Origin of the sequence: Shewanella goraebulensis (assembly GCF_030252245.1) — a bacterium.
GTDB classification, from domain to species: Bacteria; Pseudomonadota; Gammaproteobacteria; order Enterobacterales; family Shewanellaceae; genus Shewanella; species Shewanella goraebulensis.
In genome coordinates this window covers 4,545,777-4,571,262 of sequence record NZ_CP126972.1, presented here as the reverse complement: position 1 = coordinate 4,571,262, position 25,486 = coordinate 4,545,777, and the positions used below count along the sequence as shown (strand labels likewise).

The 25,486-nt window shown below is 43.7% G+C and carries 27 protein-coding genes; 5 read left to right on the top strand and 22 right to left on the bottom strand.

The genetic code is table 11. The annotated features are described in order from the left end of the window. Window positions 1-10: 10 nt before the first annotated feature. The 14 genes from fliD to QPX86_RS19165 form a co-directional block, all read right to left on the bottom strand. A complete protein-coding gene (gene fliD / locus QPX86_RS19230; RefSeq protein ID WP_285163617.1) occupies window positions 11-1,369 on the bottom strand; it encodes a flagellar filament capping protein FliD in 1,359 nt (452 codons plus the stop codon). A gap of 353 nt (window positions 1,370-1,722) precedes the next feature. After that, window positions 1,723-2,577, bottom strand: coding sequence for a flagellin N-terminal helical domain-containing protein (locus QPX86_RS19225; protein ID WP_285163616.1), 855 nt, complete (start codon window positions 2,575-2,577; stop codon window positions 1,723-1,725). A 259-nt stretch (window positions 2,578-2,836) separates the two neighbouring features. After that, window positions 2,837-3,868 (bottom strand): hypothetical protein, encoded by a 1,032-nt coding sequence (locus tag QPX86_RS19220; protein ID WP_285163614.1) that lies wholly within the window; start codon window positions 3,866-3,868, stop codon window positions 2,837-2,839. A 17-nt stretch (window positions 3,869-3,885) separates the two neighbouring features. After that, complete coding sequence (gene flgL, locus QPX86_RS19215) at window positions 3,886-4,803, bottom strand: flagellar hook-associated protein FlgL (RefSeq protein WP_220753318.1); 918 nt, start codon at window positions 4,801-4,803, stop codon at window positions 3,886-3,888. Between the two features lie 16 nt (window positions 4,804-4,819). After that, a complete protein-coding gene (gene flgK, locus QPX86_RS19210) occupies window positions 4,820-6,187 on the bottom strand; it encodes a flagellar hook-associated protein FlgK (protein WP_285163613.1) in 1,368 nt (455 codons plus the stop codon). Between the two features lie 39 nt (window positions 6,188-6,226). Next, window positions 6,227-6,703, bottom strand: coding sequence for a rod-binding protein (locus QPX86_RS19205; RefSeq protein WP_220753320.1), 477 nt, complete (start codon window positions 6,701-6,703; stop codon window positions 6,227-6,229). Beyond that, on the bottom strand, window positions 6,703-7,812 hold the full coding sequence (locus QPX86_RS19200) for a flagellar basal body P-ring protein FlgI (RefSeq protein WP_220753336.1): 1,110 nt from the start codon (window positions 7,810-7,812) through the stop codon (window positions 6,703-6,705). Before QPX86_RS19200 ends, QPX86_RS19205 begins: the two co-directional genes overlap by 1 nt. A gap of 115 nt (window positions 7,813-7,927) precedes the next feature. Continuing rightward, on the bottom strand, window positions 7,928-8,590 hold the full coding sequence (gene flgH / locus QPX86_RS19195; RefSeq protein WP_259651273.1) for a flagellar basal body L-ring protein FlgH: 663 nt from the start codon (window positions 8,588-8,590) through the stop codon (window positions 7,928-7,930). Between the two features lie 142 nt (window positions 8,591-8,732). After that, window positions 8,733-9,518, bottom strand: coding sequence for a flagellar basal-body rod protein FlgG (gene flgG, locus QPX86_RS19190; protein WP_220753321.1), 786 nt, complete (start codon window positions 9,516-9,518; stop codon window positions 8,733-8,735). Window positions 9,519-9,629: 111 nt separating this feature from the next. Then, window positions 9,630-10,364: a flagellar basal body rod protein FlgF gene (locus QPX86_RS19185; protein ID WP_285163612.1), complete on the bottom strand. Its 735-nt coding sequence runs from the start codon at window positions 10,362-10,364 to the stop codon at window positions 9,630-9,632. A gap of 9 nt (window positions 10,365-10,373) precedes the next feature. Next, entirely contained in the window at window positions 10,374-11,579 is a 1,206-nt protein-coding gene (gene flgE / locus QPX86_RS19180; RefSeq protein ID WP_220753323.1) for a flagellar hook protein FlgE, read from the bottom strand. Between the two features lie 22 nt (window positions 11,580-11,601). Beyond that, window positions 11,602-12,270, bottom strand: a complete 669-nt coding sequence (locus tag QPX86_RS19175) for a flagellar hook capping FlgD N-terminal domain-containing protein (RefSeq protein ID WP_220753324.1) — start codon at window positions 12,268-12,270, stop codon at window positions 11,602-11,604. After that, entirely contained in the window at window positions 12,270-12,689 is a 420-nt protein-coding gene (flgC, locus tag QPX86_RS19170; RefSeq protein ID WP_285163610.1) for a flagellar basal body rod protein FlgC, read from the bottom strand. Before flgC ends, QPX86_RS19175 begins: the two co-directional genes overlap by 1 nt. A gap of 37 nt (window positions 12,690-12,726) precedes the next feature. Then, on the bottom strand, window positions 12,727-13,077 hold the full coding sequence (locus QPX86_RS19165) for a flagellar basal body rod protein FlgB (protein ID WP_220753326.1): 351 nt from the start codon (window positions 13,075-13,077) through the stop codon (window positions 12,727-12,729). Between the two features lie 155 nt (window positions 13,078-13,232). Here QPX86_RS19165 and flgA point away from each other — a divergent pair, with 155 nt between their 5' ends. The 3 genes from flgA (at window position 13,233) to flgN (ending at window position 14,824) form a co-directional block, all read left to right on the top strand. Then, window positions 13,233-13,910, top strand: a complete 678-nt coding sequence (gene flgA / locus QPX86_RS19160; RefSeq protein ID WP_285163609.1) for a flagellar basal body P-ring formation chaperone FlgA — start codon at window positions 13,233-13,235, stop codon at window positions 13,908-13,910. A 142-nt stretch (window positions 13,911-14,052) separates the two neighbouring features. Then, window positions 14,053-14,343 carry a flagellar biosynthesis anti-sigma factor FlgM gene (flgM, locus tag QPX86_RS19155; protein ID WP_220753328.1) on the top strand — a complete coding sequence of 97 codons (291 nt, stop codon included), beginning with the start codon at window positions 14,053-14,055 and terminating at the stop codon, window positions 14,341-14,343. A gap of 10 nt (window positions 14,344-14,353) precedes the next feature. Beyond that, window positions 14,354-14,824, top strand: coding sequence for a flagellar export chaperone FlgN (gene flgN / locus QPX86_RS19150; protein ID WP_285163604.1), 471 nt, complete (start codon window positions 14,354-14,356; stop codon window positions 14,822-14,824). Window positions 14,825-15,556: 732 nt separating this feature from the next. Here the strand turns inward: flgN and QPX86_RS19145 are convergent. From QPX86_RS19145 to QPX86_RS19110, 8 genes are all read right to left on the bottom strand, one after another. Continuing rightward, window positions 15,557-15,970 (bottom strand): flagellar FliJ family protein, encoded by a 414-nt coding sequence (locus tag QPX86_RS19145; RefSeq protein ID WP_220753705.1) that lies wholly within the window; start codon window positions 15,968-15,970, stop codon window positions 15,557-15,559. Window positions 15,971-16,036: 66 nt separating this feature from the next. Further along, window positions 16,037-17,407 (bottom strand): flagellar protein export ATPase FliI, encoded by a 1,371-nt coding sequence (fliI, locus tag QPX86_RS19140; RefSeq protein WP_285163603.1) that lies wholly within the window; start codon window positions 17,405-17,407, stop codon window positions 16,037-16,039. Beyond that, a complete protein-coding gene (gene fliH, locus QPX86_RS19135) occupies window positions 17,400-18,188 on the bottom strand; it encodes a flagellar assembly protein FliH (RefSeq protein ID WP_220753704.1) in 789 nt (262 codons plus the stop codon). Before fliH ends, fliI begins: the two co-directional genes overlap by 8 nt. 35 nt (window positions 18,189-18,223) lie before the next feature. Then, window positions 18,224-19,234, bottom strand: a complete 1,011-nt coding sequence (locus QPX86_RS19130) for a flagellar motor switch protein FliG (protein WP_220753703.1) — start codon at window positions 19,232-19,234, stop codon at window positions 18,224-18,226. Window positions 19,235-19,256: 22 nt separating this feature from the next. Next, window positions 19,257-20,972: a flagellar basal-body MS-ring/collar protein FliF gene (fliF, locus tag QPX86_RS19125; RefSeq protein ID WP_220753702.1), complete on the bottom strand. Its 1,716-nt coding sequence runs from the start codon at window positions 20,970-20,972 to the stop codon at window positions 19,257-19,259. A gap of 78 nt (window positions 20,973-21,050) precedes the next feature. Next, window positions 21,051-21,389: a flagellar hook-basal body complex protein FliE gene (gene fliE, locus QPX86_RS19120; protein ID WP_374758492.1), complete on the bottom strand. Its 339-nt coding sequence runs from the start codon at window positions 21,387-21,389 to the stop codon at window positions 21,051-21,053. Between the two features lie 60 nt (window positions 21,390-21,449). Continuing rightward, on the bottom strand, window positions 21,450-22,745 hold the full coding sequence (locus tag QPX86_RS19115) for a sigma-54 interaction domain-containing protein (protein WP_220753700.1): 1,296 nt from the start codon (window positions 22,743-22,745) through the stop codon (window positions 21,450-21,452). Beyond that, window positions 22,742-23,548: a MotY family protein gene (locus tag QPX86_RS19110; RefSeq protein ID WP_220753699.1), complete on the bottom strand. Its 807-nt coding sequence runs from the start codon at window positions 23,546-23,548 to the stop codon at window positions 22,742-22,744. The genes QPX86_RS19115 and QPX86_RS19110 overlap by 4 nt, the downstream gene beginning before the upstream one ends. A gap of 701 nt (window positions 23,549-24,249) precedes the next feature. Between QPX86_RS19110 and QPX86_RS19105 the strand changes: the two genes are divergently transcribed. Next, window positions 24,250-25,131, top strand: coding sequence for a FliM/FliN family flagellar motor switch protein (locus QPX86_RS19105; protein WP_285163601.1), 882 nt, complete (start codon window positions 24,250-24,252; stop codon window positions 25,129-25,131). Then, window positions 25,124-25,486 carry a flagellar motor switch protein FliN gene (fliN, locus tag QPX86_RS19100; protein ID WP_220753697.1) on the top strand — a complete coding sequence of 121 codons (363 nt, stop codon included), beginning with the start codon at window positions 25,124-25,126 and terminating at the stop codon, window positions 25,484-25,486. Before QPX86_RS19105 ends, fliN begins: the two co-directional genes overlap by 8 nt.

Here is a 25,486-nt window from a genome sequence, read left to right as displayed (position 1 = left end):
TTATTCCTAATTAAAATAGGCCACTAGCAGTATTTAGCTTGTTAATGGTGTTTTCCATTGCGGTAAATTGGGTGAGTAAAATTTGATAGCGTTGGCTCATGAGATTGTCATGACGAGACATGTTGTCTTCGATTTGAACCACTTGAGAGTCGAGGTTTTTTTGCTTTAAATCGATATAGCCATCAGATTTAGTAAAAGGATCAATGATGGTACTAATGTTATCGATATATCCACCGTCAGCGGTGAACATCTCTTTGATAGAATCAGAGTCGCTGCTTATGGCTTGAGAGAGCTTGTCTTCATCAACAGATAATTTGCCATCACGGCCCATTTCGATACCGATATCTGATAAGCGCATACCATTTGGCGCTTCATCGAAAATGGCATTACGGATACTGTTTTGCAGCATACGCAGACTTGAATCACCTTTGAGAATACCGATCTGATCTTCGCCGACGGATGAATTTTCGTCATCATCATCGTCATCATCGTCATCATCTTTATCTTTGTCGTCATTAATATCATCTAAAACCGAGCTACCCATTGAGCGAGTCAGTTGGTTTAGCTGAGTCATTAATTCATTAAAAGAATCAACAAAATCATTAACAGCTTTTTCAGTGCCTTCGGTGTCGTTAGCTATGGTGATAGTGGCGCTTTCACCGATGCTATGGGCTTTTTTAAGCTCGATATTGACGCCATCAATGACGTTGTCTAAGTAGTTCGTGCTACTGGTGATATCAATACCGTTCAGGGTAAATTCGGCATCTTGGGCTTTGATTCTTTCTTGAGTTCCCCAGTCTGCACCATTCATTTCCATGGTGATGGTGCTATCAGCGCCGGTCTCTTCAGAGGTGAGCATTAACTCAACTTGGCCGCCAGTTCGTACTAGTGAAGCTTGAACACCTGGGTTATCTGGATGTTTATTGATAGCATCTCGTAAATCGGCCACAGTGCGAGTGCCCGAGGCATTAAGTTCTGCCATATCGATTTCGATGGTATTACCACCGACATCGATGCTGACCACACCTGTGGTAGGCAAAATTTCATCTTCGCTAGCAAAGGATTTAGTGATTTGGTGAGCTTGTGCCAGTTGCTTTACATACAAATCGTACACACCAGCTGGCGCATCATTGTCTACTGTGATGGTGGCACTATCATCGCTTATTTCAGAGCTTTTACCTTCAAAAGCATCACCGTTTAAGTTGTCCAGATTACTGGTCATCTTATTTAAGGTTTTTTCGAGAATTTTATAAGCATCAATCTGTGCTTTGCTGTTGGTTAAATTGGTTTTAAACAACGCATCTTTACTCATTCGCTCTGCGGCAACTAATTGCTCGGCAAATGAGGCGGCACTCATACCTGAAATCATGGCAACTCCTATTGGCTAACTGACTTAAATGGCAATCTTTATGCCAATGGTTAAGTTATTGTTTAATATATATTTATTGTTTTTTCGATTTTTATTTCGGTTAGGCAACTTCCGTTTAGTTGAACACAATGGAAGCTGAGCTTCCGTTTGATTCATCGGGTGCCGAAAAAGAATTTGTAACAGTGATTAAAGGCGACAGGGATAACCGGTGGCTAAAGCATAAGACAATTTTTATTAATAAAATTAGTGTGTTGTGAAAAGAAAAACTGATGTTAGAAGTGAAAGCGTCTTATATCGAAAGGTATAAAACAAAAAGGGCCCTAAGGCCCTTTTTTAAGTTTTAAAACGCAATATTAGCGTAATAAGTTCATTACTAAACCGGTGTTTTGGTTAGCGTTAGAAAGTACAGTCGTACCTGCTTGAACTAATAATTGGTTTTTAGTCATGTTAGCTGATTCAACGGCGAAATCGGCATCCATGATACGACCAGCAGCCGCTTTCGTGTTTTCAGTCACGTTAGTTAGGTTTGATGCTGTGTGACTTAAGCGGTTGATGTTAGCACCAAGTTCTGAACGGTCTTCGCCAACTTCTTGAGTGAGAGCTTTAACAGCGTCAATAGTTTCTGTAGGATCGTCTCCAGCATCCTCTCCATCAAAACTACTCCAATCGACATCTGTAACTGTGTAACCACCATTAATAGCAACCTCCAAAGTTTCATCACTGCCAGCGCCAATTTGGAAACTAACCCCCTCAACTAGTACACCACCATCACCAGCATCAGCGACTGACTCCGCGCTAAATAACTTATTGCCAGCAAATTCGGTTTTCTCAACAATACGAGTAATTTCTTCGTTCAATGCATTGTATTCATTTTCAAGTGCTTCAAGGTCTTCTGTAGAGTTCACACCGTTAGCAGCTTGAGTGGCTAATTCTTGTTGACGCATGGCAATTGTCGTTATTTCTTCCAGTGCACCATCAGCAGTTTGTAGCATAGACGTTGCATCGTTAACGTTACGGCTAGCTTGCTCCATGCCTGTTACATTTGCGTTCAAACGTGTAGCGATTTGTAGACCTGCAGCATCGTCAGCTGCGCTGTTGATGCGAAGACCTGTAGATAAACGCTCCATGGCGTTAGTCATTAGATCGTTACTTTTAGCGACTGAGCTTTGTGCAATGTTTGAAGCGATATTAGTATGAACAGATAACATAAGGTCTTCCTATAGGATTAAAGTTATTGGTGTTACCACTAATTAAAACGACACTGGAAAACGAAACTGAATCATGAGAATAAAATAATTTGGAAAATCATTGTTAATGAATACGTATATTTTCACTTATTGGATAGGCAGTAGTGTCTAAAGCCCACATTTGTAGGCTTTTCTGATAATCATTTAAAAAATGAGATTTTAATCATCACAGATAATTTACGCTTACATTACGATATAGACAGGTATGAAAGGTCGGTGTTTAAGGCTTAACTTTCAATAATGACGAAACATGATCACGGCTGATATTTGCTTGTGCCATTAAGGAAGTCACTTGGGATGAAAACGGATTGGGCTGCATAACTTCTTTTAGTTTTGCCAAATTGATATCAAGACTGCCATCTAGCTGTTGCTGATGATTAGCTCGTTTTAATTGTTGCTGCACTTTTTGCTTACTGGTGCGTAGCTCTACCAGTTGCTGATTAACTTTTTGTTGGCTCTTAATCACTTTGACTTGGGTTTGTTTTACATCTTCAGCGTTGTCAAAGCACCATTCTTTGGGATCTTGCCATGATAAAATCTCCACGACTTTCACTGTACGTGCTTCACCTGCAGGTAAGCGCTGACCTTGACCTGACATTAATAAACCCGTTTGGATTTGTAACCATTCAGCATGATCTGAACTAAGCATTGCGGCATTACGTGCAGGCGCCTGTACTGCTATCCCTATGTCTTTAAACGCACTAGTCAGTTGTTTAGCCAAGAATTGACTATTTTGGTGCGCAGGTAAAAAAGCACGAGCATTATTTTCGCCATACTGAATCGTGATTCGCTCATCCCGAGATTTAACACCCACTAGATCAACTGATTTTAATTGAAAAAAATGTTTAGCCGCTGGGCGCTCAGCATTAATCAGATTAAGCTGATGATCCACCAAAGGTTGTTGCTGGTAGCTGATGTCTAATGCCACAAGTTGCTGCTGAATTTGCTTGGCAGTATCTGTTTGTTGCTCGGTTAAACCAGATTGTGGGCTAGCATTGTTTAGTGGAACTTGAAGCTTTTTTAACAGCTGCGATACCCGTAATAAGCCTTGTTCAGCCACTTGGTTTGCTGAGATAGCATGTTGACCTTGGGTCACTTTTGCCCACTTTTGATAACTGGCAAGTCGATGAGTCGGAATGGATGGCACTGCTTTCGTCGCAGCGGGTTTTGTGTCGTGCACAGCAGTAGGTGCAGGCGCAACTGTTTGGTTGCGCTGCAATACATTTAAACTTTCCGATATACCTTTAAGCATGAGTTTTACTGACTAACTTACATGTGATTGAACAATGATAACTGACTCACTTGTACAAAAGATTGTTGCGTCACCTGTAATGTGGTCAACTTCAAATTAAACTCAGCGGTGGCTTGAGCGTAATCTAACCCTTCGGTTTCACCGATAACTTCTTCACTGAATAGAATGCGTTCTGTATGAGTGGTTTGCATTAAGCTTAATGCGTTTTGCTTACCACCAATATCTGTAATTGCACCACTGATAGAAGCCAGAGAATCATCAAGTGCATCAATCATATCGCTGGCAGCTTGTGCAAAAGCGTCGTCACCTGGCGATAAATCAGGGTCATTCAATACATCAATAAACTGCTTGGTTTGGTTGAGGATGTCGGTGCCGCCGCCAGAGAATAAAAACTCTTGCGCAGTCACGTTACCAGTCATCCAAGCTGAACCTGAGATTTGTACTTCGCGGTGGCCATCATCGCCTTGGTAGAAATAATTGCCATCGGCATCAATACCAATTGGCGGTGTGCCTGTTTCATTACCTGAAAAAAGGTAATTACCGCCATCATCTTTGGCGTTAACTACATCTACGAACGATTCTAATAATTCACTGAGTTCAGCTGCATATGCGGCTCTGTCTTCAGGAGAGAGTGCACCGTTGTTAGCACCAATGGTAATTTCACGCATCCGAGCTTGCAGGTTGGTCATGCTCGAAAGGTAAGTTTCTGAGCGATCTAAGCTAGTGCTTAATGATTCTGTATTTTTTAAATATTGAGAAGTCGAGGCTAAATCTCGTTGAGTGGTAATGACTTTAGCCATGCCAATCGGGTCATCTGAGGGACGTAAAATAGACTTACCAGTTGCCATTTGTTGGTTAACCTTAGCAACATCACTGGTTAAGTGTTGCATGCTCAGTAGGTTTTGGCTGTACATATTCATCGTGCTAACGCGCATTACAGAATTCCTTCAATTAGACTGACAGTAAAAGGGTTTGGAACAATTGGTCAGCGGTTGAGATGACCTTGGCATTGGCTTGATATGATTGTTGATAAATAATCAAGTTAACGCCTTCTTCATCCATGCTGACGCCACTGGTGCTAGCCCATTGTGATTGAGCTTCCATTTGCAATTTAACGGCAGTGTCTTGCGCCATTTGTGCTTGACGAGAAGCCGAGCCTAATTGTCCCACTTTACTGGCAAATACGTCGCTCATGGTGGTGGTGACACCCATAGAATCAAAGGTGAATTCGGTATTCGCTAGCTCAACTAAGTCCTTTAAGTTTTCGTTATCACCAGGTGTACCATCTTTACCAAACGCGAGCATTTCTGCAGTAAACCCGTCGCTGATTTTAATGGTCCCAGCCGGATTTGATGGGTCGTATGTGAATAAATCAATGGTCGGTGAGTCGCCGTTGAGGTCGGTACCTTCGCGTAATACGGCGTTAAACTCATCAGCAACGGTTTGAGCTAATTCATTGATGAATTCCATCGACTCAGCAAGGCTAGTGTCGCGGTAATCTAACAAGGCGCCGAAGCTGCCGCCTGCCGATGCATCAATCGGAAAAGTAGAGTTACCAAACTGAAGACTAACTTGCGATAACTGTGGGTTATTCGGGTCTGGCTGAGTTGAAAGCGTCGACGATTTAGTGCCTGACACTAAAGGTTGTCCTTGGCTTAACGAGATGTTCTTCATCCCTTGAGAGTCTTCAACCACCCGAATATCAACGATAACAGCTAAGTCATCAATGGCGGCGTCACGGGCGTCCAGTAACGCCATCGGAGGATTGCTACCACTAGACTGAATTTCTGCATTAAAGCTAGCGATAGTTTCCAGTAAAGCGTTAACTTCTTTAGCAGATGCACCTAATTGACCGTCAATTTGTTTTAACTGTGAATCGATACCATCGTTAATAGAGTTAAAGCGCTGGGTCAGTGCACGAGATTCATTGAGAACACTCTGGCGGTGAGCAATCTCATTGGGTTGCTCCATGGCTGAATTCAATGACGCAAACAGTAAATCAAGACCTGCAGCAATGCTGTTACCTTCAGAACCAAAAATCTGTTCAGCTTGGGTGTAATAACTGGCTTGAACACTGGTAAAACCTACGTCACTGGTGGTTTTCCAAAGCTGCGCTACTTCATATTGATCTGATATCCGGCGCACGCCATCAACCATTACACCCATGCCACCGCCATAGGTATTACTGCCTACAGAACTCATTAATACGGACTGGCGTGAGTAACCCGGCACCATTGCATTGGCAATGTTATTTGATGTGGCATTGAGCGCCGCCATACTGGCATTAATGCCCGACATACCAATATTAAGCATGCTCATATCTAATCCTTATTTCACAACGGCAAATCACTGCTGTGGTTATTTATACGGGGTGGCCATTAGTGGAATATTGAGCGCTGGCTGCATAGCGGTGGTATTAACCGGCAACACTGGTTGTTGCTCTGTGCTTGCAGACGTTGTGGCTAACGTATTCTTAACTTGTGTGGCGTGTTCGGTTTGGTTATTAGAAGCGACACTATCAGGCGGTGACTTAAGCGCTGCCGACAATTGTTTTGTCATCACGCTAGCAAGACCAGTACTTTGCAACTGACTTAAACGCCCTGCGAGTTCAGCGTCATGCCAGTCACGGTACATGCCATCGTTTTGCGATGATAGCGGGCTGTCTTTATCGGCCATAACATCAGAAGCAGAACGCATTTGTTTAAGCACGGTTTGTAAAAACTGAGCTTCAAATTGTTGGCTCACCAATTCTAATGCGCCATGCTCGCCATTGGCCTCGATTAAGTCTTTGGCATTGAGGTTATTTAAATAACCGTGGTTGTTATCTAATTTCATTAAATCACCACTAATTCAGCTTCTAGGGCGCCAGCTTCGTCAAGCGCCTGCAAAATGGCCATTAAGTCCATTGGCGAAGCGCCGAGACTATTCACAGCACGCACCACATCATTTAATGCGATGCCCTCTGGCCAAACAAACATATGGCCGTCACCAGTATCGATATCTATTTCGCTGTCACTGCCCACGACAGTTTGCCCCTGACCTTGCCCGATAAAAGGGGCATTAGGTTGACTGACAAATTCTTGTTCAACAATCGACACCACTAAATTGCCATGGCTCACCGCGGCTTTACGGACTACCACATTACCGCCCATAACCACGGTGCCTGTTCGGCTGTTAAAGACTACGCGGGGGGACTTTCGACCTTGGGCTATCTGCAGTTCTTCTAAAATTGACATAAAGGTGACGCGCTCGCGATTTGACTGTGGAGCACGTACCAATACTTTTGCACTGCTGTCAGCTTCAGCGACATCAGGGCCAAATAAATCATTCACGGCGCGCTCAATATTGCGCGCGGTTTTAAAGCTTGGGTCGCGTAGGTTTAACACAATATGTTCGCTTTCGTTGAAGTTACTGTGTATTTCCGCTTCCAGTAAACCACCGTTGGGAATTCTGCCGACAGTGGGAACATTAATGGTCAGTGATGTGCCATTTCGGCCTTGAGCTGAAACACCGCCAACCACTAAGTTACCCTGAGCCACAGCGTAAACCTCGCCATCCACTGCGCGAAGTGGGGTCATTAACAATGTACCGCCACGTAGGCTTTTGGCATCACCTAGCGATGACACCGTGACATCAATCGTTTGTCCTGGGCTTGCTAGTGGGGGAATGTTGGCATGGACTGCAACAGCGGCTACGTTCTTAAGTTTTGGGTCGGTTCTGTCATCAATTTGAACGCCGAATTGCTTCAACATATTCACAATTGATTGGCTGGTGAAACGCACTTGGGTTCTATCCCCTGTGCCATCTAAACCCACAACCAAACCGTAGCCCACTAGTTGGTTATCACGGATACCTTGTACATCAACAATATCCATTAAATAACGGTTTTGAACTGCCTGTTCACCTTGTGGTGCAGCGGCGATTTGAAATGACATGAGAGTCATTATTACGCTCGCAAAAAACGCGATAGCTTGTTTCATTTCACGCTCCATGCCAGTGCTAAAACAGGGGCACTAACAACATTAAATATAAAGACGTTCATTGGTAATTTTACGTTCATTACAGTGGAAACCACGGGCTATTAAAGTAACGTGATGCCCAGCCCATTTGATTGCTATCTGAAATTGCGCCTTGGCCACCGTAGATGATCCGTGCATCAGCAATTCTCTGGGATGAAATCGTATTATCGTTGCCAATATCATCGGTGCGGATAAGGCCCAATAAGCGTAGGTATTCGTCACCTTGGTTTAGTCTTAGCCATTTTTCACCGCGAATTAGCAGGGCGCCGTTAGGCAAAACTTTGGCTACCGTGACAGTAATTGAACCTGTTAACTGATTTTGCTGGGTGCTTGAGCCTGTGCCATTAAATGAGCGACCCGTATCAGCGCCGCCACTTCCGCCAAAGCTACTGTTTCCTGATGACCCTTGTGCACCTATCGACATCGAGCTTTCTTTGTTGGTTTTGGTATCTGCTTTTTTACTTGAATAAGTTTTTTCATCCAGTGACACAGTTAAAATGTCGCCTTCACGAAATGCACGTTTATCCTTGAATAAAGTCAACATATATCCCTGACGATATAAGCTGCCGTTACTGGCTTCAGGTAAGCTGTAGTCAATTTCAGGAGGTGCCCATTCAGGCTTTCCTGGAGCAGTATCTGGCTCAGGAAGGTGTGATGCACAACCTGCAAGTAGCAGTGCAATCGCAATCCAACTATGTCGTATCAAGCTCTTTGTTCTGTGCATCATAACGGTCAGTGTTAGCCTATTAATCAGAGCTAGCGATGTACATTTCGCTAGCGTAAACATTGCAATCCCTTGTTAAAGCTTTAAGCCAGTGCTCCTTTGTTAAAGCTTTAAATCAGTGCTACAGCGCTTGGTTTAAGAACTTCAGCATGTCATCTGACGAAGACACCACTTTGGCATTCATTTCATAGGCGCGTTGGGTAGAAATCATTTCAACCATTTCTTCAACCACGTTAACGTTGGCGCCTTCAAGAGAGCCTTGGCGAATTTGACCAATGGCTTGATCGCCTGCTATTCCTTCAATGGCAGCGCCAGATGCACCAGTTTCACGGTATAAGTTGTCGCCGCGAGCTTCGAGGCCTGCTGGATTGGTAAAGTTAACTAGGGTGATTTGGCCTAACTCCTGTGCTTCAGCTTGCCCTGCCATTTGCGCAGACACTTGACCGTCTGAGGCGATAGTGACTGTTAATGCATCTTCAGGGATTTCGATGTTTGGCACTAATGGTAAACCTTGTGATGTCACCATTAAGCCATCGCTGCTGCGAAAAAATTGGCCGTCACGGGTAAAACCTAAGTCGCCGTTTGCTTCTTCAATTTGGAAAAAACCTTGGCCTTGAATAGCCATATCGAGTTGCTGACCTGTAGTGAGAATATCACCTGTAGTAAAGACTTTTTGAGTTCCTGCAACACGGGTACCTGTACCTAACTGAAGGCCAGACGGTAATTCGTTTTGCTCATCAACTTGGCCACCAGGCTGGCGCTGTACTTGATAAAACAAGTCATTAAAGGCCACTCGGTCACGTTTAAAGCCGGTGGTGTTCACGTTTGCCAAGTTGTTGGCAATGGTGGTCATTTTGGTATCTTGTGCGCTTAAACCTGTTTTACTTACCCATAATGCAGACTGCATAATGTTATTCCTTCAAATTCTTTTTGTCGTTTGCGCTGCCAATATTTTATAATTGACCAGCGCAAGTTTCTGAATGCTTTGTTAAATCAGCTGTTTTGATGAATCGCTAGCTTAGGCATCTCGAAGTAAGCGGTTGCCTGCCTCTGATAGCTTTTCTGCGCTTTGCATTAGCTTCACTTGCACTTCAAATTGACGGCTTAAGTCCATCGAGGCAATTAACTCACTGACCGCTTGGACGTTGCTAGACTCAAGGAAGCCACTGCGAACAAGCACGTCTTCATCTGCTTCTAAAGGCTGGCCATCATTGCTATAAAACAAGCCATCTTGCCCTTTGGTCATTTGCTGTAATTCAGGATTAACCAACTTAAGTTGACCAATTTCTTCTGTGATATTGCCCATATCAGCGACAATGCTAATTCGGCCATCATCACCGATAAATAATTCACGGTATTCAGGGACCACAATTGGTCCTTCGATACCTGCAACAGGGCGACCATCAATGGTAAGTTGCCCTTGTGCATCAGGAACCACAACGCCAGAACGTGTATATGCTTCACCGTCAGCCGTCATCACACTGAATAACCCTTGGTCGCTAATGGCAAGATCTAAGGTGCGGCCAGTAGGATTTAACGTGCCTGCTTGCTGGCTAAAACCACTGCTCTCGGTTTGCGCTAAGACACGAGTGTGTAAGCTGTTACCTGTCGGCGTAATCGTTTTGGCATTAACGCGTTCAAGATCAGCTTTAAACCCTGTGGTATCGGCATTGGCCAGGTTGTTAGCTCTGATAGCTTGCGCTTCCATGACTCGCGTTGCGCCGCTGGCTGCGGTGTATAGCATCTTATCCATGGTTTACCCTTAAATAACGTTCAGTAATGCTTGCTGCATTGTTGAGTTAGCATCCAATACTTTTGCATTTGACTGGTAGTTACGCTGCGCAGTCATCAAGTTAACCATTTCTGCGGTGTTATCGACGTTTGAGCTTTCAAGGTAACCCGCATTAACTGACCCTAAAGTGCCAGTTGTAGGGGTGCCAATCATTGGCTGGCCGGCTGAGTTGGTGGCAACCCAAGCATTTTGACCCACAGGACTTAAGCCATTTGGATTGTTAAAGTCAGCGAGTACCACTTGGCCTTGTAACTGCTCTTCACCATTGGTGTATGTGCCGTATAAGTTGCCGCCATCATCTAAACGAATGCCGTTAAGTTCACCAGAGGTGTAACCGTTTTGGCTTAGGCTTGAGTTGTTGTAGTCAGAGGCATACTGAGTGCTTTTATCAAAGCTTAATGAAAGCACCATCGCTGCAGCGCCACCTGTGATATCTCTTGGGATATCCAATTCAAAATCGGCACCCGCAGTCAGTAAGCCGTTTTCATCGAATGACATTTGGTGACCGCCAGCTGGGGTAATATCGTCGTCACCCATTACGTAATGTACCGACCATTCGTTATCTGCTGTTTTAACAAAGTATTGTGTTAGGGCATGCTCATTACCCTGTGAGTCATAGGTCGTCACAGTGCTTGAAGAGTGATAAGTCGACGCATCGTCTTTATCAAAAGGCGTGTCAGTTTGGTCGATAGCATCGACACGAGAGTCAAGGTTTGACACTAAACCTATGGTACTGGTGGCTGAAGCAGGAAGGGAGCCTGCCTGTACTTGAAGGTCTGTTACGTTACCATTTTGCAATTGTCCACCAGGACCGACACTGTAACCTTGTAAACGGTTGCCCGCAGGATCTGTCACATAACCGTTAGCATCTTGGTTAAACATACCTGCACGTGAGTACATAGTGCTGCCGTCTTGACCGCTTAATACGAAGAAACCGTCGCCTTGGATACCCATATCAAGTTGGCGACCTGTGTAAGCTAAGCTACCCGCCATCGAGAAGTTTTGGCTGGTTGACATAGTATTAACACCGCCTGGTTGGCCACCATTGTAAACTGCGGCAAATTCACTACGACCGCTGCGGAAGCCAACAGTTGAGCCGTTAGCAATGTTATTACTGATCGTGTTTAGGTCTTGTGTTGTTGCTTGTAAACCACTTAATGCGATATTGAACGACATGGTGTAATCCTTTTAATTCCAGTTATGAGACTTCAGAGATTTCGAGTACTGAAACCGTTCCGAGTCCGTTACCTAATTCGGCCATCATCACGCCAGAAGCGCTGACAAAATGTACTTTTTCAATGGTTGCTGCGATGAATGTATCGGCGGTTTCTGTGACGTCATCTGCCGTCATGTTTGCTTCGATACTGTATTCACCTGGCGGCAAATCGAGGGCTTCTGGGTCAATGGTAAAAGCCACATCGCCAGGTTCTTGTGAGCCAAGCTCTAAGGTATGCACTACATCGCCATGTTCATCTAAAATATCAATGCTGAGTTCTTCGACTGCATTGCCTAAGTAAACTTTACCTTCAACTGGGTCGGTATCTAACTCAAGCTCAGAAGCAGGAACCATGGCCGTTTTACCCACAAGTTGCGCCGACTGAACAATGGCTAAGTTTTCCATCATCACCATGCTGGTCGCTTGGTTAGCGCGCATATGTTCAAGACTTTCTACTTGTGAAAACTGTGCTAATTGAGTGACATATTCAGTGCCATCAATAGGGTTAGTTGGATCTTGATTCTGAATTTGAGCAATCATCAGTGTTAAGAATTCATTGCGAATAGATGAGGCATCATTACCCGGTGAATTCATCACTTCGGTGGCAGTCGCTGCAGGATCACTACTCGTGGTACTTGGGGTCACATTCATTATTTATTTCCTAGCTGTAATAGCCCTTGTTGCATTGAGCGAGCACGGTTCATTACTTCAACATTGGTTTCAAATGAACGACTCGCTGCCATCATGTCAGCCATTTCTTCAACGGTATTAACGTTGGAGTAGGCCACATAACCTTGTTCATCAGAAAAGGGATGGTCAGGCTCATAACGCATATCAAGTGGCGCATCAGTTTCGACAACTGCAGCTACTTCAACATGGGCTCCAGCGGCTTTACCTTCGTTGGTTTGGTTGTAAATTGTCGAGAAAACCGGTTTTAATGCGCGATAAGCATCGTCAGGGTTTTCTGCCGCAGCGCCTGCATTAGCAAGGTTACTTGCAACGGTATTTAAGCGAATTGTCTGTGCATGCATGCCCGCGCCAGCAATGTTATAAATTTCACCAAATGACATATCAGTTCCTATTGTCCTTTATGTATAGCCCTTAGATTTATTGGCCTTCGATGGCTGAGCGTAAGCCGGAAATCTTCATGTTTAAAAATGTCAGGCTGGTTTGATAGTCCATGGCATTTTGCGAGTATCTAGCTTGCTCTTTACCAAGCTCAACTGTGTTTTGATCTGCTGAGGTTTGATAAGGCACACGATATGCAGTTTGATAATCTCGACCTACTTCCATACCAGCATTGATTTGAGTCATAACCGCTTTAAAATCCAAATCTTGCGCTTTATAACCGGGAGTTTCGGCATTGGCTAAATTACCTGCGAGCATCTTGCTACGCTCGACTCGAAAATCTAACGTTTGCGCGTGAATGCCTAAGGCGGTGTCGAGGTTGATAGCCATTAAAACTCCTAGTATGGTATGAACAATTTCAATATATGCCACGTCTATCCAATTAGTGTGCCAAAAGTTTAAAGCGAGTTTTATCAATGGTTTGTGGCTATTTAAAAGATAAGATCGGAACTGCTGTTTCCTATGTGGTACTCATGTGTTCCTGTTTGTTTCCGCTGACAAGCAGTGCCGAAGATCACATTGCGGCCACAAGGCAACTTGAGCAGACATTGACTCAAGTATTGGAAGCAGAATTACAACATTGGCAACGCCAAGCAGGGCTTGAATCAATTAAGCAAACCATTCAAGTTAACCTGCCATCAGGGGCAGCGAATCTTCGAAAATGTCCCAATGGTGTGTCTATTGCTACTGGCTCAAGATTACCTTTTGGTAATGTGCAGCGCCGAGCGACTTGTGATGTATTGGGCTGGAGTTTGTTTATTCGGGCAAAAGTGGATGTCACAGCAAACGTCCCAGTTGCGAATAGACCGTTAGCACGAGGCGAGCAGATTTCTGCGACGGATATTGAATTGCAATGGCTCAAATTATCAGCGTCTGATAGAGATCTCATCACTAAAAAATCGCAACTTGTTGGTCATCAGGTCAGCCATAAAGTGAGACGTTTTCGCGCCATTAAAGCTAGCCAAGTCACTAATCCACAATGGATTAATATTGGTGATCGGGTGGTGATAGAAGCTAGGATGAATGGTTTTTATGCCAATATGCCCGGTGAAGCGCTAGAGTCGGGCGGCCAAGGCTCGACTATTCGGGTACGTAACTTAAGTTCTGGCAAAGTGATTCATGTTTACCCCACAGAAAAAGGCCGAGTTAGAACCCTGTTTTAAGCCTACTCCTTCCAATTCGCTTCGTTTAACCCATTTCCCATTGGCTCTGGTGAACCCATGGTTTTTCTGATGATTTTATTTTAGTTTTTTGTGACTTCTGCCGCCTATATATAGATATCGACGACATACATGGTGAACCATTATGGATATCAACAAAATATCGAGTCCAGTCACTGCGGACATGGGGACGACGAAGAGCAAATCTAATACTTCGCAACAACCAGAAGTGGCAGAAATTAAGCCACGTAAAATGCCTGTGCAAAGCACCGTCAGCGATGATTGGAAACTCATAGAAAAAACACAACCTGAACTGGCAAATATCAGTGACTTTAATGCTGAAAAGGTGGCTGAATTACGCCAAGCGTTGCAAACAGGCACATTCAGTTTAGATGTGATAAAAATTGCAGAGGCGATGAAGCAAAATCATGGCTAATGAATCAAATATGTCAGTAAAAAAAACCATCAGACCAGAACAAGTTTCTAAGCGTGAACAAGTGCAAGGCTTATTGCGCGGTGTTCGTTTAGATATCGATGGTTACAAGCAGCTACACGCATTATTAGTGCGTCAGCGAGACTTAATGAAACGTCGTGATAATGCAGGGTTGGCTTTGCATAATGATGAGCAAACTAAATTGTGCGAATTACTCATGGAACGGGCGAAAAAGCGTTCAGTCACGCTGGTCGCGTTGGGTTTTTCTGGTAACAGTAAAGGCATGGAAGACCTGATTGCTAGACTGCCACAAGCAAGCCAGCAACAGGTACTTTTGTTGTGGCGCAACTTAGTGAAATTGGTCAAAGAAAGCCAACAGTTTAATGAAGAAAATGGCAAGTTGTTGGTGAGCCAGCAAGAAGTGATTAACTCTTTGTTGAACAAGCAGCCAGAAAGTCAAAATGACTATGGGCATGCTAGGTAAAGACTAACCTTTTTTCTTACAAAAAAGCTAATATTACATTTATCAAAAATCAAAGTCGTGGCGCTTCACCCACACCCGACCAAAAGGGAGTGAACGGCAACTCCCTCTTGGAACACCCTCCCGCTCCAACGAAGTTTAAAAAGCGAAACTTCCAATGGAGTTATTCATAGCGTTTAACTTTGCTTGTAGACTGCTTCGGCAAGCTACAAAATCACTAACGCTTACGATGGGGCGTCCCTTCCCCTTGAAAGCTAGCTAGCCATCCATGGCTAGACTCACGCAATTTTCTTGCTTGCCTCAATTCAAATCGAACATTCATAACCTAAAAAAACTCTATGCTGGTTTTAACTAAAATAAATGAACCTGCCTGTGCAACAGATCCCCATAGAAATTGCTGAAATGTGTTGAAGAAAATAGCGTAAGCCTGACAGGACGTCAGGCTAGCTTTAGTTGGCCATGGATGGCCTTTCTAAAGCGTTAGCTATTTTCGAATAAGCATGAGGCTTGCTCGCTTTTCAGAGCAATTTCGTAGGGGCGGCAAGGGATATCGAAAAGGGAAATGCTGTTGTTTCCCTTTCGTCTGGTGTGGGCGAAGCGCCACGACGTTGACCTTAATCCAAACGGAGTTTGGAAATACGGGAAGAAATCACGAATACTAAAATTGGATGAAGCGCCACGACTTTGATCTAATCCAAACGAAGTTTGGCAATAAAAAACATCATTTAAGTATGTTTACTTAAGCTGATACCGACAGGCCAAATCATCCAATTGCTTTTGCTCTTGCTTATCCATATGGGCTTGTCGTTGTTTCAGGCGATCTTGATAGAACCAATTAATCCCTTGTTGGCGTCCTAACTGGCTACGCCAAATTTTATCCACTCTTTGGTGTTCTTGTTCCAATAAAATCTTTTGCCGTGTGAGCTTCTTTTGCAGTGGCTTAATCGCATTAATCATCTGCACACTATTTTGCATTAACAATGGATTCGCACATTGCTGTGGATAAGCATGATACTGACTCACCATACTGGAAAGTTGTTGTTGCTGGTGACCTATCTCAAGCAGGCGCTGTTGGCTGGCATTTTTTTGCTGACTCAGCTTATGCAGTTTTTTTTCTTCTTGCTGGCATAACTGTAAAAGCTGTTTCATGTTAATTCTCTAAACGATAGTCAGTTAATCATTAGCTAAGGCTTAGCTCTAGCCCAAGTTCTAGCTCTAGTTTGAGCTTATTGGCGCTTGATAACCTAAGCCTTCGATCAATTGTTGTAATTGGCTGATGCTATGTTGATGGTCTGCCTGACTATGGGTCGCTTGCTGTAAAAAAGCGGCCATTTGTGGGTACGCTTGTACGGCAATATCTAACTCTTTGTCTTGGCCTGGTTGGTAACCACCTAATGGCAGTAGCTCTTTGACCTGCTGATATTTGCTGTTTAAATGCCTGAACACTTGCCCATGGGATAAGCTGTCAGGGCTTGCCACTTGCGCGGCGAGTCGGCTCACTGATGCGCCGATATCAATGGCAGGATAGTGGCCTTGTTCAGCCAATTTTCTGTCTAATACTATGTGGCCATCAAGGATGGCTCTCGCGGCGTCAGCAATGGGATCTTGTTGATCATCGCCTTCGGTTAATACCGTATAAAATGCGGTTAATGTGCCTATAGGGTGTTGGCCGTTACCTGCCATTTCAACCAAACTTGGCAGCTGAGCAAATGCTGAAGGCGGATAACCTTTAGTAGCGGGTGGTTCACCTAAACTCAGGGCGATTTCACGTTGCGCTTGGGCGTAACGAGTGAGCGAGTCAACCAGTAACAGTACGCGTTTACCTTGGTCGCGGTAGGCGCAAGCAATGTGATGACATAAGCGCATTGCGCGCATGCGCATTAATGGTGTGGTGTCGGCGGGGGCGGCAATCACCACTGAACGCTGCCGACCTTCTTCACCTAAAGATTGTTCGATAAATTCGCGTACTTCACGGCCACGCTCACCGATTAAGCCAACGATGACAATGTCGGCTTCAGTAAAGCGGGTCATCATGCCTAGCAAAACACTTTTACCTACACCTGAGCCTGCGAATAAGCCCAAGCGTTGGCCGCGTCCGACTGGCAGCAGGGCGTTGATGGCTCTGATCCCCACATCCAGTGGTTCACTAATCGGCTTGCGCTTGAGTGGGTTAGTGCTCATTGACAGCATAGGGATTTGTTGAACTTGAGTCAGCGGCCCTAAGTCATCTAATGGCTGGCCTAAGCCGTTTAATACTCGACCCAATAATCCGTTGCCAACTGGAATTTGGCAGCGCTCAGCGATGGGCATGACGCGTGCCCCTGGCATTAAACCTGAGGTTTGCTCAATAGGCATTAAGCACACGGTATCTTTGTAAAAGCCAACAACTTCAGCTTCAACGAGGCGACCATCGCGGCACTCAATATGACAGCGATCGCCTGTACCTAACTGACAACCAACAGCTTCAAGTAATAGACCGTTAACCCGAGTTAGCTTGCCGTAAACCTGCGCCACTGGCACTGTTGGCCAGTCAATAATTTGGGCGCTAGCCGGTGACGTATTAGCTATTAATCCAGCATCAGCCATGGGCTGTCTCATTCGCCAGCACGTCATTTTCGTCAATGTTAACTTCAGCGTTTTGTGCTAGTTTTTGTTCGATATCTGCGCGCTTTAAATGGTTTTCGACTTGGTCTAAACAGGCATTCAAACGGGTTTCCATTGAGGCATCGGCATCTGATTTTTCACTCACAATACGGCAACCGCCAGCGCTGATGCTGCTATCAGGCACTAATGTCCAGTGCTGAATTTTATCTGCTGCCAGTTCTTTGAGTTTATTCACAGCCGTTGGCTCTAAGTGAATTTTTACTTCGGTTGGATCGTCAGGAATAGCGGCTAATGTCTCTTCTACTAGTGCAAGAATTTGCTGTGGTTGTAGGGTGAGTTCGCAGCGAATCACTTGAATTGATACGCGGCGGACTAAATCTACAATCAGCTCTTGTTGTTGCATGATTTGATGGCTGTGACCTTCTTCCAGCAAGGATTTGACTGCAGACAGTGGTGCGATAAGCTGATTTAGCTGCTCATCAATGGCATCTTTGCCTTTTTGTTGGCCTTCAATTCGGCCTTGGTTAAACCCTGCTGCGTAACCAGATTGTTGACCTTCTTCATGGCCAGACACTAAGCCTGCTTCATGACCTTTTACAACACCTTCATCGTAGCCTTTATCGAAGGCTTGTTGATAATCTTGCCACGAAGGTTCACCTTGTGCTGGATCTGCTTCATTGGCGTGTAGTGGACTAAATTGGTGACGGCGAATACGCTCTCCATTGAGGCGAAATCGAATATCGGAGCTGCGAGTCTTGTTCATAAGGGCACTCTGTTGGTCGCTCAAAAATTGGCTCATTATTCAACAACCTGTTCTTCGAACAATTGCAGTTCAATTTGACCTTCATCCATCATTTGCTTAGCGAGCTCCATAATGTCTTTACGGGCTGCTGTTGCTTGGCTTAATGGTACTGTGCCGATGGCTTCAATTTGGGTTTCAATGGCGGAAGACATACGTTTTGGCAGTGCACGCAGTAAGGTCTTTTTCAGCTCTGGCTCAATGCCTTTTAGCGCTAACGCTAAGGTATCAGCCGGAACGAGTGCCATGATTTCTTGTAAGGTTTCAGCTTTTTGGCGACCCAAAATAATAAAGTCGAACATGTTGTCAGCGACTTCGCCTGCGAGCTTTTTATCATGGAGTTTAATCATTTCCATTAACTGCTCACGGTTACCTTCGAAGCGATTTAAGATATCTGCCACTTGGCGAACTCCCGACACTTGGGTATGGCTTTTTTCCATTGCAATCAGCATGCAGCGTTCAACTAAATGACGTAATTCTTCAACCACGCCACGTTCTAATTCGCCCAGTTGCGCAATACGTACCAATAATTCATCTTGGCCTGCTTCTGGTAATCCAGATAATACCTGCGCGGCACTTTCTGGTGGCAATAAGCCTAATAAAACAGCTTGTAATTGGCTGTGCTCATTAGTGATTTCTCGCGCTAGTAGTTTTGGATCTACCCATTCTAAGCGTTTAACTAGTGTTTTAATTTCATCGCCATAAATATTGTCGATTAAACTTTTAGCCACGCGATCGCCTAAGGCTAAATCTAACGTTTTTTGTAAGTATGAACGCGAAGCTCTGGCGATACCTGATTGCTCTTGGTAGCGTTTAAAAAAGCGTCCAATAACAAAGTCAGCTTCGTTTTGGGTAATGCTCGATAGCCTTGCCATCTTATGACTGAGATGCTGCACATCATTGCGGTCTAAATGTGCCATCACCTGTGCAGCGCCTTTTTCACCCATACTGAGCAGGATCATGGCAGCTTGATCTAGGTTATCTAAGTTGATATCAAGTTCATTCATCATTGTATTTATTCCTGTTCAGCAATTACTGTTGTTTAGCGTCTTTATCGCTGATCCAGTGAGCGATGACTTCAGCAACGCGTGCCGGTTCTTTTTCTGCTAGCACGCTAAGGTGTTCCATTTTCACTTTCAGTGGAGAGCTGGTTTCAGGTAACCCAATACTCATTAAGTCATCATCTGCTTGCGGTTGACCTAGACCCATCAGTTCATCTGCAAGGGATTGAGCGTCATCACTGCTGCTGGCCAATTTCGCGTTACTGGTTTCTTGATATTGGTAATTTTCTTTTTCTTCTTCCACGTCTTTAAGCGCACTTAAATCAACGGTCTTGGTTAAGTGACGTACTAGCGGACGCAAGACAAAGAAGATTAATCCGATACCGAGCAATAGTCCGATAAAGTAGCGAAGATAAGATTCATACCCTTCAGTTTGCCACCAAGGCATTGGCTGGAATTCAGCGATTCTTACTGGAGCAAAGTCAAAGCTATTGATACTGAATTGATCGCCACGAACTGCCGCAAAGCCAATAGCGTCTTGCACCATAGAACTCATCGAGTCTAGTTGTGCTTGAGTCCAGCCATTTTCGCCAGCGGCTTGGTTGTTAAGCAGTACAGAAACCGAAATATTCTCTAACTGCATTTGCTGGAAACGAGTATGGGTGACGGTGCGACCAACGTCGAAATTACGATTGGTTTGCTGGGTTAAATTACGACGTTGGTTATTGTCTTCACCTTCAACAGCAGGGGCTGGCGGCTGGTTAGCTAACGCACCAGGAATACCCATGGCCATATCACCGTTAACTTCATTAGAGCTTTGCTGCTCAGTACGCATCACAGATTGTGGATCTAAAGACTCGTTTGTTTCTTCAACTTGGTTAAAGTTAACTTGGGCTGCAACTTGTACTTGGAAATTTTCTTGACCCAAAATAGGCATTAACATGCTAGATGCGCGGTTGATTAAGTTTTGTTCAAGCTCGTGAGTATATTTAAGCTGACGGTCACGGGCTTGGGTGATGTCATTGTTGAGCGTTAATGCTGAACTTAAATGATTACCTTGCTGGTCAACGACTTGCACTTGCTCAGCTGTCATGCCTGTGACGCTACCTGCCACTAAATTTACAATCGATTCCACTTGTTCAGATTGAATATTGCTGCCCGCATAAAGGTCTAGCATGACTGAAGCTGAAGGCAACTCAGGTTGCTGACGAATAAATAAGGTCTTTTTAGGGATAGCAAGATGTACTCGCGCTGTTCTCACTGCGCGTAAAGCCATAATAGTGCGAGATAACTCGCCCTCTAAACTATAGCGATATTTAGCTTGCTCCATAAATTGGCTCGTGCCTATGCCTGAGTCCCCAAGCGACTCCATCCCCATAGGCATTTGAGCTTTAACGCCACGAGCTGCCAAGATCATTCTTGCTTTACCCAATCTATCTTCAGGTACGAGTACTAAACCAGAATTGGTATCAAGGCGATAGCTAATTCCTTCAGTTTCAAGCACTTCAATAATTTGCGCCGTCTCAACTTTTTCTTGGCTGCCATATAGCGGGCGATAACCTTGACTGGCTGTCCATAGCATTAATACGATGACACAAGCCACTACAATGGCAAAAATAGCTAATACAGCGACTTGTTTGTCACCTTGGTTAAAGCTAGTCCATTTCTCTTTTATCGTCTTAAATGGCGATGCTTTCTCACCAACATCAGTAACGGGTTGGTTTGGTTGAGTAAGAGTTGTAGGCATTGTTTCTAATATCCTTGGGCTGAGATGCTTATTTATCTATAGGGATTTATCGTTTTTGAGCTCGTTAAGACTCTACATTTAAATAGGCATTTTCATCACTTCATCAAAGGCTTGCACTAAGCGGTTACGAATTTGGATCATGGTTGAAAAAGATAAGCTGGCTTTTTGAGAAGCAACCATAGCGCCAACTAGATCATCACTTTCGCCACTATCTACGGCGCGCATTAATGCGGAGGATGTATTTTGGTCGGTGTTTACGGCTGCGACTTTTTGTTCCATTAATTCTGTAAAAGAGGGTGTTTGTGTGCCAAAGTCCCGCGGGTTTGCAGCGACTTTGATAGCCCCCTTGGCCATTTCTGAATGCACATTCATCTGATCCATCATAGATTGAACGTTCACCATAGGTGTATTCACCATAGTTGCATTAGACATCTATTTTCCTATCTATTTCTAAGATACTAAGAGTAAGAGGGTTATTTAAGCCACTTTTCCAAGAGCAAGTTCAATATCAATGCCTTGTTCTCGCATTTGAGCCAGCTTGTAGCGCAGCGCTCGGGTCGTCATGCCTAAGGAATCTGCGGTGAGATTTCGTTGGCCGTTAAAGCGCTTTAAGGTATCGAGAATATATTGGAACTCAGCTTGACGTTTTGAGCCTTTAAGTCCCGATTCTTGGGTAGCTAATTGGGGCGATTGTGCTTGTTCAATACCAAGCTCGGCAACTTGTATTGCTTGGCCGCGGCGCATGACTAAAGCACGTTGAATCGTGTTTTCTAATTCTCTGACATTACCGCTCCAATCATGGCTCAGTAGTAAGTTTCGCGCTTGATCGCTGAAATAACAGGTCTGCTCGGTGTTGTTATTGTGGTAAATCGCTAAGAAATGTTCAGCAATGGGCAATATATCTTCGCGGCGCTGGCGTAATGGGGTGATTTTTAATGGCAACACATCAAGGCGATAGAATAGATCTTGTCTAAACTCTCCGTTATCTACCGCCAGTCGCAAATCTTTATTGGTTGACGCAATCACGCGAATATCTAAAGAAATAGATTTATGGCTACCTAAACGTTCCACTTCTCTCTCTTGTAGTACGCGTAGTAATTTTGCTTGCAGTAGTATTGGCATTTCGCCTATTTCATCGAGTAATAGGGTGCCGCCGTTAGCTTGTTCGAATTTGCCTGGTTGATCGTTGACTGCACCAGTAAAAGCGCCTTTAACATGGCCAAACAAAATCGACTCTAAAATGCTTTCTGGGATTGCGGCGCAATTGATTGAAATAAACGGTGCATCAGCGCGGCTCGAGTGACGATGAATATATCGAGCTAGCGGCTCTTTACCTGTACCACTCTCGCCAGTTAGCAATACGGTGGCATTAGTGACTGCAGCGCGTTGAGCTAGCATCAATAATTGGCGACTCACCGCAGATGAAGCAATAATCTCAGAATCTGTTTTATCTAAGGTTTTGAGGCGATTCAGTAAAGAAATAAGCTGCAGATTATCAATAGGTAATAATAAATAATCTTGCACACCTGACTGCATGGCAATCCCAGCGAGTTCAGTTTGTTCAGGATCTAGCAAGGCAATTTGATTATTGCTTGGATACATGGCTAATCGTTGAGCGACTTGTTCAGGCTCACAATCTGATAAGTTAACCAAATTAAGCCAAGGCTGAGTTTGCGGTGTATTCCAAAGTTGAAACCCATGTTTTAACAGCAATGTGGCACCCGCTTCAGATATCTGGGTATCAACTAATTGAATTGAATATTGCTGCTTCATCTAACTGCCTTATATGGCTGAACTGCAGCGAGCGTATTGCCTTTCACTAATCTCACCATTACGCGACGATTTAATTCACGACCTTGAGCGTTGTTATTACTGGCAATAGGATTTCGTGAACCATGGTTTCTGACTTGAATCATGTTTGCCGGCACGCCTAGCTCAACTAATCTTGATTGGATCTCGAAAGCACGTTCTTTACTCAGCTGTAAATTGACCAAGCGTTCGCCAGTTGCATCAGCATGTCCATCTATCAACACTTCTGTGATATTGGCATCGGCTTCAATGTAGCGCGCAATTGCCACAAGGTCAGGTTCGAAATGATTTTCTAAACGACTAGAGTTACTGTGAAAATGTAAGTCAACGCGACGTACATAGGAAAAGGGCTTTGGCAATAAATCTTGTTTGCATAAACGAAATTGTTTCACGACCCCACGGGTCGCTACAGGGGTAGATTTCACCTGATATTTGACGTTGCTGTTTGGGTCAATATTAACTTGCCACGTGAGCCCTTGTTCAAGCGCTTCTAAAAATGCAGCACTGTTGCGACTCGTGTGAGCAAAGTGACCTTGCCAGTTTAATTCAGACATTGCGAAAGGCTTATTGCGCTGCTGTTGCCAAGTAGAGCTTTCAATCACTATCTCACTGGATTGGTTCTGAAGTTTTAACCAATCGGCTTGCAAACTTATGATTAACTCTTCACCTGGAGTTGCTGTGAGTTTAAATTTCCCGAACCCTTCAACGTCATGGCTAATATCACACTGAAAGATATTGCCTGAGAATTCCCAAGAAGATTTTTCCATAGGTGTCTTATAAATATTCTCTATGGTTTCGGCATGGGAATGTAATGAAAAAATAAGAAATATAATTGTAATTGGTATTAATTTTTTCAACTATCAATATCCTATATTAATTTCTATTTGAATGGCTTAATAAAGTTTTGCAGTATTAAACACTAAATAAAAAACTATTCAAATGAATTTTTTGTAAAAGTTATAAATAGAACAAACTTTGTGAACTATTAATGATATTGGCGTTGTTATTGATTTAATAAATGATGTAGTATCTTGCCGAAATACTGGTTTTGCTGAGATATCTTAAAAAGAAGAGTAGATGTTTAATGTTTAAATATCTGATTTAAATTACTAAAAATTACTTGCTAACTTATTTTTAAATAATGTTTTAGTTTTTGTTTGATTAGGTCGCCTTGTATAAAGATTTTATTATTTAATTAAGCTTGTATTAATTTATTTTGTTATTTTGTTGTTTTGTTTTTTGAATGTACTGTCGCCATCATTAATTGTTTTACACCTTATTAATTTTTGCAGTATGTCAAAATTCATTATTTGGTCAAAATAATGTCGATTTAGTTTTTAATTGATGAGTTTGATTGGTTTTAGTTCGATTAGCTTCTTTGTAAGGTTAAGTAGAGCGATACAAATTATTACCAGTATTAATTATTCATTAATAAATGTATTTATGTTGAAGTGAGTTTTAAATTAAAATGAAAACCACAGCCAAAGCAAGTTTAATAAAAAAACAGCAACTTCAGAAAGTCAGAACTGTCGCGCTAGTACAAGAAAAATTAGCCCGTAGTCGCCTTGTTCTTCAATTAGAGCGGTGTCATCGCTCGTTGCTAGATAATATTAATGACTTACTCGGCCCAATTATCGGTCAAGGTCATCATGCGTTATCAAGAGTTGAGCTATCTACTGAGCTTAGCCCTGTCACACCTAACTTGAGTCATGCTTGGTTTTTAATGAGCTATAGACGTACGCCATTAGCATGGTGGCGAATTGATAAATGCACTTTAGATCAGCTAGCTAGTGGCTATTACGGTAGTTTCTCAAGTCCACTGCAGTCACCACTGCGAGCGCCAAGTTTGTCTGAATTTCGTCTAGTGAAACGGCTAATGCGTTCAGCATTAGATGTGTTGCCTGTAACCGAATTGGATGAGGATGGCTTAGATCTCGAATTGGTGGTGAATACCACTCCTATGGAAGTGCCACTGGCATGGACTTTAAGTTTTCCTGCAGAACATGTTGGGCCGCCAATGATGTTATGTATGACGGAGTTTGCTCTCGGGCTTATGGCTGAGCAGCCAAGTGAATTTCAAGCTGCGACAGATCTAAGCGCTAAATTGAGCCAACGATTAAGACAAATCCCGATTAAAGCGACATTAGAACTCGGTCATCAATTGGTGCCCGTAACGTCTCTTGAAGGATTGAAAGTGGGCGATATTTTACCGATGAATTTACATTCTCGTTGCCCCGTTACTATCGGTCGCAGACCATTATTTTACGCCACTGTTCATAATGATGATGGACAAATGGTTGCCAAACTTACCCAGGAAGCGTTTCGCTCAGAGGACACTACCCATGCCTGAAAATATACTTTTACAAGATGATGATTTCTTACTTGATGACGACTTATTGTTAGAAGATACCTTGGTAGAGTCTCAACCAGCACCAAAAGCAAAAACATTAAAAGATATGTCGTTTTTTCATCAACTGCCAGTGCAAGTGACGCTTGAGTTAGCCAGCACTGAAATGTCATTGGGTGAGCTAACCCAAATGGGTGAAGGGGATGTTGTTGCGCTTGATCGTATGGTAGGTGAGCCATTGGATATTCGTGTTAACGGTGCCTTACTCGGTCGCGGTGAAGTGGTTGAAGTGAATGGCCGTTACGGCGTGAGATTGCTAGAAGTAGAAGCTATCAGTTTAACTGGAGCGAACGACTAA